Source organism: Ferrimonas sediminum, assembly GCF_900100175.1.
GTDB lineage: Bacteria > Pseudomonadota > Gammaproteobacteria > Enterobacterales > Shewanellaceae > Ferrimonas > Ferrimonas sediminum.
In genome coordinates, this window is the sequence record NZ_FNEM01000027.1 from 16,155 (window position 1) to 28,252 (window position 12,098).

A 12,098-nucleotide genomic window follows, 5' to 3' on the forward strand; every position below is an offset into this window, starting at 1 on the left:
GCCCTGGCCATAGCGGCTCTTATGGCTGGCGGTGGCACCTTTGCAGTGATGGTTTGAGTTCACACCGGATGTTCCTGGCTATTGGGCCGGGTGAACACCGGTTAGGGAGAGTGTTTCCCCGGGTTACCGCTGAAGGAGAGAGCAGCGGTTGGGGGCTCGATGTGCCGGGCATTAAGGGAGCTATGTTTGCGGTTTCATCATCATCATCAAGACCTTCCTGCATCGATCTCAATGTGATGCCGGGTCATCGAGCCCTGTCCTAAAAGTGCGCCGCAACCTTGTTGCGGCGCACTTTTTTGTTGTGGCTTTGAGGGGGAGCAAAGGGGGAGTTGTTTTTTCAGGGTGGACGCAGCTATCCAGTGGCCGGTGACACCCAGGGGCAGAAATCGTCGACACCGGGTCTTCCTGTTCACGGCGGTGACAGAACGTGCTGGCATAAAAAAGCCCCGCAGACAGCGGGGCTTTTTTTGAGCCGGGGACGATTTAACTGGGGTTGAGAACCATCTTGCTGATGTTGGCTTTCAGCAAGGCCCGCAGCTGTTCCAGCGCCTTGGTTTCCGAAGCCGGGTTGATGTAGAACGACTCGTTGAACATCGGCAGCGGCGGCAACTTGTGCTCATCGGCATCCAGTACCTGCATCTTGTCGTTGACGCGGAACTCGGCGATGGGGGCAATCACCAGATCGTCTTCCACCGCCATGCATAATGCCTGGGGCGACGGTGTCGACAGCAGCACATTGATGGGGCGCATGGAGATGTTGTGGTTAGCGAATACCTGGGCGCGGATGGGGCAGTTTTCCGGATACAGCGCCATGGGCACCGTTGAGCGATTGTGAGCGTTGCCGTTTTTGGCGGCAGCCCAGACAAAGCGGCGCTCAAACAGCAGATCGCCGTGGGGCTGTGGATGCCAGTGAGTGGCAATGATGGCGTCAAACTCGCCATTTTGCAGACGCTTGAACAGGTTGCCACTGACGTCGGTGTCGATCACCAGCGACAGATTGGTAAACTCGCGAATAAACTCAATCAGGCCACTCTCCAGATACCACTTCACATAGTCGGTGGGTACCCCGAGGCGGATAATCTGCTTGGCATCGGTGTCCTTAAGGTCATCCAGTGCCTGAGAGTTCAACTGCACCATTTTATAGGCGTAGTTGAGCAGTTTCTCACCGGCTTCGGTCAGGCTGGTGCCACGGTTATCGCGCTCCAGCAGCGACTGGCCGACGCTCTCTTCCAACTTTTTGATCTGCAGGCTCAGCGCGGACTGGGTACGACAAACGCGATCGGCTGCTTTTGACATATTACCGGCTTCGGCGACAGCGATGAAACTCTCTAAAAGTTCGACTTTGAGCATGGTGTATTCGCTTTGCAAATGATGCCCCAAGTATTACTCAATATTCGGTATGACCAAAGGTTGCTATGGTGTAACTGTGAGTTTCAACATTAAAAAACTGGAGCCGGCCATGAGCAATTGGGAACAACGGGGCAATTTTCTGGTTTCCGTAGCACAGCGCTGTTTGCGGGGACAAAAGAGCTTTAACCTGGCTCGTTCACATCTGGTCAAGGCCAGTCAAATTTCCAAGGGCACGGTGTACAACCATTTTACCAATGAAGCGGATTTGGTGGTTGCGGTAGCCATCGCCGAGTTCCGAGATTTTTTCGAGCAGGCCCAGCAGGATGAAGAAACTTACGCCGATCCGCTGCACCGTTTTCTGTACCATCACTGCTGGCGCATGCGTGACGTGCTGTGTAATGATCGTTTTGTGATCTCCCGAGTGATACCCAACACCGATCTGCTGGAGCAGGCCGGTGAGTATTACCAGGCTGCGTACAACAAAGCCTGGAATGACTACAACCAGTGGAACAAGGACCTCATCCGCGAGATGGGCGAGATGAAGGGGTATGACCGTGTTTCACTGGTTCGCAACTTTGTCCGCGGTACCATGGTGAACATCGATGAAGGTGATACCGATTGCTGCGACATCGAGCTGTACCACCAATACTGCTATGCCCTGGCGCAACTGCTGGGTCACTCCGATAAGCGGATTCCCACCCGCAACGAACTGTCCCAATGGCTGATTCAGCTGCGGCAGGCCGCCTGAATTAATGCACTTATGGTCTATCGATGGATCATATTGTTATCAGCAATTGAGTAAGAGTTTTGCTCAAACCCCTATCTTCTAGTTGAACCCTCTGTGTTGAACTGGAGATAGGCAATGGATAAGCGCAAAACCCTGAATGCAACACTCGCCGGCCTGATGTCGGTTGGTCTTCTCGTCGCCGCCAACCATGCCCAGGCGGTACCCGATCAGCCTGAGGCCTGGGAGAAGTGCGCCGGAGTCGCCAAAAAGGGCATGAATGACTGCGGTGCCCTCGACGGCAGCCATGGTTGTGCCGGACAGGCCAAGACCGACAACAGCCCCGAGGAGTGGGTGTACGTCCCTCAAGGCACCTGCAAGAAGATTGGTGGCAAAGTGGCCAAGGTGAAACCCGCCAAGGGGATGGATAAGTCATGACCCCGGGGCGTCTGCCCGGGATCGAGTCGGACAGCGTCAGCATCAGTGTGCGGGAGCAACACCTGCAGCAGGTATTGCAGCGGCGACAGCCGCTGCCCTTCGTTGAGGTGATGGCAGACAACTACCTGGCACTGCGAGGCCCCCATTACCGATTGCTTCAGCAGGTGGCACAGCGTCATCCCGTGGTGCTGCACTGTGTGGGTCTGTCACTGGGTTCCGGTGGGGCCGATGATGACTATCTGAAACGCCTGGCCCGTATGGCTTCAGAGCTGGGTGCCATTGCGGTGTCCGATCACCTCAGCGTCAGTCAGCTCCCCGGCGGCCGGGTGCATGATCTGCTGCCGATTCGCTATTGCCCGGAGATGGTGCCACCGTTGATGGCCGCCATTCATCGCATTCAGGACACCACCGGGCTGCCTTTTATCATCGAGAACATCTCCCGTTATCTGGCCTATGCCGACGACTGCCTGGATGAGGGGGAGTTGCTCGGTGAGCTGCATCGGCGCACCGGAGCCGGGGTGCTTCTGGACATCAATAACCTGTATGTGACCGCTCATAACCTGGGGCTGTCCCCCATGGCGCTGCTGCGCCAGTTCCCCCTGGGGGCGGTGGCCTATTGTCATCTGGCCGGCTATCAGCGACGCCAGAATGTGCTGGTGGACACCCACGGTAGCAGCGTCAGTGAGCCGGTGTGGCAGTTGTATGCCCGGGTAATCGCCGCCATGGGCCCCAGGCCGACGATCATCGAGTGGGACAACGACATTCCGCCGCTGTCGGTGCTGTTGCAAGAGGCCGACCGGGCAAGGTCGTTGCTGCAGCGGCAGGAGGCGATATGAGCTGGGTCAGGGATCCGCTTGAGTACCACCGTTTGCACGGAGAGCAAGGGTTCCAGCCTCTGGCGGATGGCATTCGTTTGGACGAGGCCCTGGAGGTCTACCGGCAAAACCGCGCCGGCGCCCTGGTACAGGCTTTGCTGAGTACCTTTGGGGTGTGCCGCTACCTGCTGGGGGAGGAGCTGATGCTGACCATCTGCCGCAACTGCGCGGGTTCATTGCCCCAGAGCCAAAGCCTGGAGCGGGTGGGGGCCGAATTACTGCCCTGGTTAAGGGGACAGCCCCAGAGTGCGGCCCTGTTTGCCGATTACCCTTTCCTGCCGGCGCTGCTGCAGTGGGAGTGGGGCTGGCATGGTGCCTATTACGCGTACGATAGCCCGCCGCTGAACCTGTCCCGGTGTCAGCGGTGGCTGCTGGAGGGGGGATCGTCGCGGCCACCGTGGCGGTTGAATTCCGGGTTGACCCTGGTGGCCTCCTCCTATTGCATCGAGGCGTTGTGGCTTGGCGGACAGCGGTTGATTCAGGGCAGTGATGAGGAGCTGCAGGTCGACCAGGGAGCGATGGCCTGTTGGGCCATCTGGCCGACGGCAGCCGGTGTGGAGTACCGGCAGCTGACGGCGGCGGAGCTGGCCAGCTTGCAAACGCTGCGCCTGCCGCTGCGAGGGATCAGTGACCGGCCGGTGAGGCTGAAGCCCGAGCATCTGGCCGAGATGATTCAGCGTCAGTGGCTGGTGGCTGGCGATGCCTCCTAGCTGGCGTAATGCATCTCCAGATCCCGGGCCAGGGCATTGCGTACCTCCGGCGGCGCGGTGATCTCAGGGACCCCGGCCTGAGGGTGATCGATGCCGCAGCGCAGCGGCCCGCCCTGCTTGATGTCGATAATCGCATCGGGGGGGAATTCAAACCGAAGAAAGTGCACGCTGGAGGTTTTTTCGGCCTCGCTGCGGGCCATGTCTTCATCGGCGATGGCCATTATTCTCTGACCGTCGCCCACCTGAAGCCACAGGGTGTGCTCGATGCCCGCCAACTCTTTAAGCCGCTGTTTGCGCTCATCGACATTGGTGTACTCAATCAACATGGTGGCTTTGAGGTTGGTGCCATCGGGGATCAGCGGGTTGTAGGCATCCAGTTCCTCCTGAATGCCCGCTCGCTCAAAAATCCCTTCGATGCGCAGCATCTCCTGAATCTGGTAGCGGATGGTCAGGGCATCCTCGAAGCTGAGGCGGATGTGCTCCCCAAGCAGCAGCTGTCTGAGCCGTTTGTGCTCCATGATCTGGCGCCGGAACTGCGGCCGTTTTTCTGCATAGGTTTCCAGAGACCACAGCTGGTCCCGGGTCAGTTTACTCATAGTGAACTCCGAAGGATTACAACCCATAGGCGCGCCTGAGCAGGGTCATCGGGTGGCTGGGCTCCGCCTCTCCCTCCTGCAGGGAGGCCAGGTGGGCGCTGGCCATGGGGCAGTCGCTGGCCAGGTGGCGAGAGGACTGCTGCGCCAGTTTTCGTACCACCGGTCGGGCGATTTTGACCGCGTGGTCGTAGCTTTCAACTTTCAGGGCGTAGGTGCCATCGTGACCGGAGCAACGCTCGATGGCGTCGATGCGGGTTCCGGGGATCAGCTGCAGGATGTCCCGGGTTTTCAGGCCAATCTTCTGCACCCTAAGGTGGCAGGCGACGTGATAGCTGACATCGCCCAGTTCATGGGCAAAGTCGGTGTTCATCAGCCCGGCTTTGTGGCGCAGATGCAGGTATTCAAACGGATCAAAGAACGCCCGCTGCACCGCTGCAACGTCGGGGTCGTCGGGGTACATCAGCGGCAGTTCCTGCTTGAACATCAGTACGCAGGAGGGCACCGGGGCGATCAGGTCAAAGCCCTGGCGAACCAGATCGGCCAGTATGGGGATGCTCTGCTGTTTTAAAGCGTCGACACTGTCCAGGTCCCCCAGCTCCAGCTTGGGCATGCCGCAGCAGTGGTTGTCGGGCACCAGCTCGATATGGATACGATTGTGCTGAAACACCTTAAAGAAATCTTCGCCGAGATCCGGCCGGTTGGCGTTGCCATAGCAGGTGGCAAACAGCGCGACCTTGCCGGTGGTTTCGCCGGCCGGTTCGGGGTCGATCTCTTGAGCCAGTGGCCGGGTACGGTGGCGCAGGGTGTGGCGGTGGTACTGGGGCAGGGTGGCCCGGCGGTCGATACCCAGAGTGGCCTCCAGCCCTTTGCGAAAGCCGGCGGAACGATTGAGGGCATTGACGGTGACGTCCACCAGCGGCAATGTCGCCAGCTTGCCGACGGCGGTGGTGCTGGTCATCAACCGGTCGCGAAAGGGCGGCGGTGACTCTTGAAACTGCACCGCTTTGGCCCGCAGCATCAGGTGCGGAAAATCCACGTTCCAGTCGTGGGGCGGTACATAGGGGCATTTGGTCAGGTAACACAGGTCGCACAGATAGCATTGATTGACCACCTGGGCGTAATCGCCTTTGCGGACGCCATCGACCTCCATGGTGTCGGAGTCGTCCACCAGATCAAACAGGGTAGGGAAGGCCTGACACAAACTGACGCAGCGGCGACAGCCATGGCAGATATCAAATACCCGCTCCAACTCGTGGTCCAGCGATTGCCGGTCGTAGAAGCTGGCTGATTTCCAGTCCAGCGGATGGCGAGTGGGAGCGTCCAGACTGCCTTCCCTGTGGGCCATTGATGGCCTCCTTAGCTCGGGTTAGCGAAACTTGACGTCGAAGATGGCTCAGCCATCCAGGTTATCCAGGGCTTTTTGAAAGCGGTTGGCGTGGCTGCGCTCGGCCTTGGCCAGCGTTTCAAACCAGTCGGCCACTTCGTCGAAGCCCTCGTCGCGGGCGGTCTTGGCCATACCCGGGTACATATCGGTGTACTCATGGGTCTCGCCGGCAATGGCGGCCCTGAGGTTGTGCTCGGTGGCGCCGATAGGCAGGCCGGTGGCGGGATCGCCCACCTCTTCCAGGTACTCAAGGTGGCCATGTGCGTGGCCAGTTTCTCCTTCTGCTGTGGAACGGAACACCGCCGCCACATCGTTATAACCTTCGATGTCGGCTTTGGAGGCGAAATAGAGGTAACGTCGGTTGGCTTGCGATTCACCGGCAAAGGCGTCTTTCAGGTTTTGCTCGGTCTTGGAACCTTTAAGCGACATGGTCACATCCTTCGTTGCAAAGACTGGGGGGGCGAGCCTGAAAAAAGGGCTGTTACTCAAAGGTAGTTACTGGAAAAACGGTTCACCAGTGAATATGGGTAGAATATTTAGATTGAATCCATCGATATCTTGGATGGAGGCACTGTCAAGGCGCGTAAATCTAGTTCAAGTGTCTGAATGCGGGAGAGAAAGCAGGGTGAGAGGGCAAGGCGCAGGGACGGGCGTCCCTGCGCGGCAAGGTTAGCCCTTGACCAGAGGATCCACAAAGGTCACGGCCATGTCCCAGGGTTGCTCAATCCAGGTATCCTGAGGAATGTCGACGACATAGTCGTCTACCAGGTGTTTGCCTGCAGGTTTGGCGCAAACGGTGACAAAGTGGGCTTTAGGATACAGCTGGCGAATCATCTCGGCGGTGCCGCCGGTGTCCACAAGATCGTCGATGACGATGAAGCCTTCGCCGTCGCCCGGGGCTTGTTTAACCACGGTCAGGTCGCGCTGGTGGTTGTGATCGTAGCTGGAGATGCAAACGGTATCGACGTGGCGAATACCGAGCTCACGGGCCAGAATCGCTGATGGTACAAGGCCGCCACGGCTTACGGCGATGATCCCTTTCCACTGATCTGCCGGCAGAAGGCGCTCGGCCAGTTGACGGGAATACATCTGCATGTTGTCCCAGGTGATGACGAACTTGTTACTCATGATCCAATGAACCTCAAAAGACAGGGACCGGGTCCGCTGTACTGAACTTATGAAAATTTATTGGGCGGTGATTCTAGCAAAAAATCCGGTTTATGGCCCGAAATTCGTAACTTAAAGTTTAAAAAACAGTGATCTGATCTGGGCTTAAAGTTTAAATGGCTAAAAATCCATCCTTTTGTGGTTGTGGCCACCCTGGGTGCCGCGGAGCCATAAAGCCGTTGCGGTCACTGTTGCAGTTGTGGCCACAGTGAGGGAAAGCCCCAGCCATCCTCGCCGGCCACCACCGGTTCGCCGGTCAGGTACTGGTACAAGGTTGGCGCCAGTGAGCCGTTAACCGCCGCGGGCAGTGGCGTGTTGCCGGTGACCGGTGTGCCCCAGAACCCCAAAAAGGCGTCTTTCTCCAGATAGTGCTCACCGGCGTGGCGCCCGGGCACCAGGGTGTTGTAACCGACCCCCTCTTTCGGGAACAGGTTGATGGTGCCGGCCCGATCCTCATCGTACAGGTGCGCCAGCTGGTTTACCGAATCGGGACGGGGGCCAAACTGGGTCAGGGTGCGCCACTGGGCATCGGTGCACCAGCTGTCGGGTTGGGCCAGGGTTGCCTGGGTCAGGCAGCGGCGCAGAAGCCGCTGTTTCTCCGCCTGCAGGTGCCCGGATAATGGCGCCAGATAGGGGTTGCTGCGCGCCACATCCAGTAATATTGGTTGGCCCCGGTTATCGGCGCGGCGGTAGAACAGACGGTTACCGCGGCGCTGAATGATCTCATCCTGGCGAACGCCATTGCGGTAGCCCACCAGCCGCAGGGTGCAGCGATCCGGGGTACAGGGGGTTTCTCTGACGGCCAGGTAATCCAGCGAGTCGTGCAGGCGGCGGGCGGTGGCGTCGATCAGGTCGACACTGCTGCCCTCGGGAGCCTGCAGCGGGGTCCAGTGGATCAGTTCATGGTACAGAGGCTGGGTCTGCCAGCCGTTGCGGGCGTTGAACAGATCCAGCATAAAGTTGCCGCCGGCGGTGGAGGCGATCACCAGATCCAGCTCGCGGTTGCTGGGGTAATGGTGGGCGTTGGTGATCTTGGGGCCTTCCCCTTCGTCGGAGGAGATCTTGCGAACTGCCAACGGGTAACCCAGCTCGGTTTCCAGTGCCTGCAACACCTCCACTTCCGGGTTGAGGGCGTAGTAGATGGGCGCCAGCCCGTGATCGCCGGCCATCCCCCACAGGGTTTGATCGTAGATGCCGGACTGCTGATACAGCTCGGTATAACGGCCGAGCCAATAGTCGAGCCGGTTCAGCTCGCCGGTGGGGGCGATGATCTCATCACTGAAGGGGCCTTTGAAGTGGGCGAAGTGATCCGGCCAGGGCAGGTACATCAGCAGGTAATCAGGCATGCCCTGTTCCGACAACGCCGCCAGTTTTCCCAGCCGCTCTTTGATCAGTCGCTTGCGGCTGAGCTTGGCCAGCGGCGCCCACCAGCTCTGCTGCTGGTAGTGCTCGATCTCCTCGATCAGGGCGCGGCGTTCGGCGCGAATCTTCGGCTCGGCCTGGGCGCGCCTTGCCAGCTCGCCGGCGCAGCGGCGTTCGCCAAAGTCGCGAACCGCCTCTCCCAGCCCCAGATTCACCAGTGCATCGTAGCTGATCTGGGCATTCCAGTCGTACTGGGCGTTGCAACTCATGGTTTTTAGGTGGGGCAGGCGATCAAACATGGTTTTGGCACCGTGGTCCTGAAACAGCTTTTCCAGCTGCAAGGCATCGTTGCCGAAAAAGTAGTAGGCCCTATCCTTGTCCCGGTCCACAAAGTGAAAATTGGGAATGCCGGTGCCTCCGGGGCCGGCCACGGTGGCGCCGGTTTTGATGATGGGCAGGTTGCGGACACTGATGGTGGGGGTGGTCGACGCCCCGTGCTCGGTGATCGCCGTTGGCTGAGTGCGGTACAGGGTTTTGAAAAACGGCAGGTAGTGGGGATCCTGATCGGTACTCTCGGCCCGAGTCTTCAGGTAATCCAGCTGCTGTGGGTGCTCAGGCTCCACCACACTGTTGTTGTGGGGGCGGTAGTGGCTTCGCTGGCGGTAGTTGGCCAGGGCGTGGGTGATAAAGGGCGTCGGTGTGGGCGTGACCAGCGCCTGAATCAGCCCCTGCTGCAGGCCATCGACCGCGACCTGTACCGCAAAGCCCCGCTGATCCTGGCTGTTCAAAAACCGCAGCAGCGCGTCGGGATCGTCGTCCATCTGTAGCTGCATCCAGTCGCTGAAGGCGTCGATGCGCTTCTGTTCCAGGGCAAACTGCCGGTAGTTTTTCAGCACGTTATAGCGGACAAAGTCGATGAGGGTAATGGTGACGGCTTCGGCTTTGTTGTTGACTGAGCCGGCCCGCTCCGGTGCCGCGTCGGCAATGATGGCGGCGACCGCGTGTTTGAACTCCCCCGGGGCCATTTGGGCTTCAAAATCGGTCAGCAGGCCGATGATCAGAGGCTGTACCCGTTGGATCAGCGCCCGGTCGGCGGCGCTGTCGCCGAGGTAGCGGTACTGATCGGGCAGGTGACGGCCCAGTACCCATTCGTCGTTGTTGAACAGGGCGTCGTACAGCGACACCAGGGTGGCAATCAGTCTATCGTTTACCAGTTCAGCCTGTGGCTCGGCGGCAGCGGCAACCGGCTCTTCGATGCTGAACAGCGAATGTTCATAGCGTTTGAGTTCGTCGGCTGAGTATTGCTGCTTCAGGTAGGTCTTGAACCGATCCTCGCTGTCGTAACCGCCGTAGCGGTCTTTAAACATGTACAGGAAGTGGCCCAGCTGAATGGCGTACATCGGATTGGTCAGGCGGCCGATCACCCGGCCCTTGGTGGCGCTGTCCAGCGGCAGGGTCAGGATGTAGGTGTCTAATGTGGTGCCGCCAATGGTAAACAGGGTCAGATCGCGGGTGGTGGTGGCCACCAGAGTACTGGTATCGAGAATCTGCCCCTTGATGATGTGGCTGGCGTGGTAGAGGCCGCCCACCACGGGAACCTTACCGATGTCGGCAGCCAGGGCCGGTTGCAGCAGTTGCGTCAGCAGCAATCCGCCACAGAGAATCCGCATCATCATTGAGTAATCCTTTGTTTTTCAAACAGCAACGCACAGGGTAACGGAAAATCACCCTGGGAGGGAGTGGTGAAAGGGCAAAGGGGAGCGCCTGCATGGGTCAGGCGCTCCGGGGAATCGGCAGGATGGGGTGGATCAGCAATAGATGTGATTGGCCCACAGGGTCAGGCCGGTGGTGACGCTGCCAAAGTTGTCACCGGCCACCAGCGGCAGCCCGTAGCGCTGACGGAAGAACCCTTGCACCAGTGGTGAGTTGGAGGTCCCGCCGGTCATAAAGATGACGTCCGGCTGACAGCCTGCCTGGGCGATGGCGTCGTCGGCGAGGCGACCGATGGTATCCAGGGCTTTTTCGGCACTGGTTTCGAACTGCGCCTGGTCGACCCGGGCTAGCAGGCCGGCTTCGAGGAAGCCCAGATCCACCTGGGTGTCGGCCTGATCACTGAGGGCGATCTTGGCCTGCTCGGCGTAAGCGCTGAGTTGATAAGTCTGGCGTTCGTTGGCCAGAGTCAGCAACCGGCCCACTTCGGCCAGTTCGGGCTCTCGCCTCAGGCTGTCCAGCAACCGGCGGGTATCGGTGTCGTAGAAGCGGGTTTGCGACGACAGGTCGTTAATGGCGGCGGCGTCCCAGTAAGGTTTGATCGGCACTGGCTTGCCACTGGGCTGAATCAGCCGCGAGCCCAGATGGGGCATCAGACTCTGGAAGTTGAGGGCGATGTCGAAATCGTTACCGCCGACCCGGACGCCAGCGTAACCCAGCACCAGATCCTGATGGTTGCGCTGCTGCAGGTAGTCCGGGCCCATGGTGACCAGAGAGATGTCGCTGGTGCCACCGCCGATGTCTACCACCAGCACCTTCTGCTCTTCGGCCAGTTGCTGCTGGTAGGCCAGGCCGGCGGCCATGGGCTCGTACAAAAACTCCACCTGTTTAAAGCCGACAAAGCGGGCGGCGTTCTGCAATATCTGCAGCGCCTGGCGGTTGCTGTCGTCGCTGTTCAGGCCCTGAAAGTTGATGGGTCGGCCGATGACCACCTTGTCGGGGCGGCTTTGACCGGCCTGGTCAAGCTGGCACAGCAGATGCCACATCATGGCGGCAACCACGTCTTCAAACTGCTGTTGCTGCGGCGGTAACAGGCCGCTGGCACCGAGAAAACTCTTTGGTGACTTGACGTAGTAACAGTCGGCGGGGTCTTCCAGGTAGTGGGCCAGGGCGCTGGTGCCAAACTCCAGTGAGTCGCCGTAGCCATCGAGCTTGAGCTCGTTCATGGCGCGGGTGCTGGCGGGAAGTTGGCCGCGGCGGGCCTGCTGGAACGGCTGGTGCAACTGCTGCTGCTGCAGCTGCTTGAACAGCCAGGCGGTCATCATCTCTCGCTGCGGGGCAAACAGGGTCGAACTCATGTAACGGCCGTGAGCCGGTAGTTCCACCAGTTGAACCGCCGCATCGGCCATCACGCCAATGGCGCAGTTGGAGGTGCCGAAATCAAAACCCGCGATGCTGGAGTGTGTCATAGCCTGCCTGTCGTCGAAGAAAAGCCGCGCAGAATACCCAATGTGGTGTCGCCATACAAGCGACGCGACGGGGATTAGTCCGCCTTTGCGCCAAACCCGCCATTTGGCTAGTGCCCGCGTACGCGGGTATCCAGTGTCTTTAATCTGGCGGGCGGGAGAGCCAAAGCCACTGGGCCCTCGCGTTCGCAAGGGCGACACGGAGAGGGGGTGGTGGTGTGACTGATTGAGGTGGACGCCATGGAGTCGAGTGTTGCCCTCATCCCGTTACAACCTTCCGTCGTGCCCGCGCACGCGGGTACCCAGTGTCTTTAAT

Annotated in this window: 11 protein-coding genes; 4 read left to right on the forward strand and 7 right to left on the reverse strand. The window is 59.5% G+C overall.

Features of this window, described 5'->3' with window-relative positions; genetic code table 11:
* Positions 1 to 483: 483 nt before the first annotated feature.
* Positions 484 to 1,350 (reverse strand): LysR family transcriptional regulator, encoded by an 867-nt coding sequence (locus BLT77_RS19095; protein ID WP_090368388.1) that lies wholly within the window; start codon positions 1,348 to 1,350, stop codon positions 484 to 486.
* A 109-nt stretch (positions 1,351 to 1,459) separates the two neighbouring features.
* Between BLT77_RS19095 and BLT77_RS19100 the strand changes: the two genes are divergently transcribed.
* From BLT77_RS19100 to BLT77_RS19115, 4 genes are all read left to right on the forward strand, one after another.
* Complete coding sequence (locus BLT77_RS19100; protein WP_090368390.1) at positions 1,460 to 2,098, forward strand: TetR/AcrR family transcriptional regulator; 639 nt, start codon at positions 1,460 to 1,462, stop codon at positions 2,096 to 2,098.
* Between the two features lie 114 nt (positions 2,099 to 2,212).
* Positions 2,213 to 2,512 (forward strand): BufA1 family periplasmic bufferin-type metallophore, encoded by a 300-nt coding sequence (locus BLT77_RS19105; RefSeq protein WP_090368368.1) that lies wholly within the window; start codon positions 2,213 to 2,215, stop codon positions 2,510 to 2,512.
* A complete protein-coding gene (locus BLT77_RS19110) occupies positions 2,509 to 3,348 on the forward strand; it encodes an MbnB/TglH/ChrH family RiPP precursor modification enzyme (RefSeq protein WP_090368370.1) in 840 nt (279 codons plus the stop codon). Before BLT77_RS19105 ends, BLT77_RS19110 begins: the two co-directional genes overlap by 4 nt.
* Positions 3,345 to 4,097 carry an HvfC/BufC family peptide modification chaperone gene (locus tag BLT77_RS19115; protein ID WP_090368372.1) on the forward strand — a complete coding sequence of 251 codons (753 nt, stop codon included), beginning with the start codon at positions 3,345 to 3,347 and terminating at the stop codon, positions 4,095 to 4,097. Before BLT77_RS19110 ends, BLT77_RS19115 begins: the two co-directional genes overlap by 4 nt.
* Here BLT77_RS19115 and BLT77_RS19120 read toward each other — a convergent pair.
* From BLT77_RS19120 to yegD, 6 genes are all read right to left on the reverse strand, one after another.
* Complete coding sequence (locus BLT77_RS19120) at positions 4,094 to 4,693, reverse strand: DUF3501 family protein (protein WP_090368374.1); 600 nt, start codon at positions 4,691 to 4,693, stop codon at positions 4,094 to 4,096. The two genes, BLT77_RS19115 and BLT77_RS19120, sit on opposite strands and share 4 nt — an antisense overlap.
* Positions 4,694 to 4,709: 16 nt before the next feature.
* Positions 4,710 to 6,038 carry a heterodisulfide reductase-related iron-sulfur binding cluster gene (locus tag BLT77_RS19125; protein ID WP_090368376.1) on the reverse strand — a complete coding sequence of 443 codons (1,329 nt, stop codon included), beginning with the start codon at positions 6,036 to 6,038 and terminating at the stop codon, positions 4,710 to 4,712.
* 48 nt (positions 6,039 to 6,086) lie between these two features.
* The gene (locus tag BLT77_RS19130; RefSeq protein ID WP_090368377.1) at positions 6,087 to 6,506 is read right to left on the reverse strand and encodes a rubrerythrin family protein; all 420 of its coding nucleotides are present in this window, start codon (positions 6,504 to 6,506) and stop codon (positions 6,087 to 6,089) included.
* 240 nt (positions 6,507 to 6,746) lie between these two features.
* Positions 6,747 to 7,205, reverse strand: coding sequence for a xanthine phosphoribosyltransferase (gpt, locus tag BLT77_RS19135; protein WP_090368379.1), 459 nt, complete (start codon positions 7,203 to 7,205; stop codon positions 6,747 to 6,749).
* Positions 7,206 to 7,429: 224 nt separating this feature from the next.
* On the reverse strand, positions 7,430 to 10,282 hold the full coding sequence (locus tag BLT77_RS19140) for an alkaline phosphatase family protein (RefSeq protein ID WP_090368381.1): 2,853 nt from the start codon (positions 10,280 to 10,282) through the stop codon (positions 7,430 to 7,432).
* Positions 10,283 to 10,414: 132 nt separating this feature from the next.
* Positions 10,415 to 11,785, reverse strand: coding sequence for a molecular chaperone (yegD, locus tag BLT77_RS19145; protein WP_090368382.1), 1,371 nt, complete (start codon positions 11,783 to 11,785; stop codon positions 10,415 to 10,417).
* Between the last annotated feature and the right edge of the window lie 313 nt (positions 11,786 to 12,098).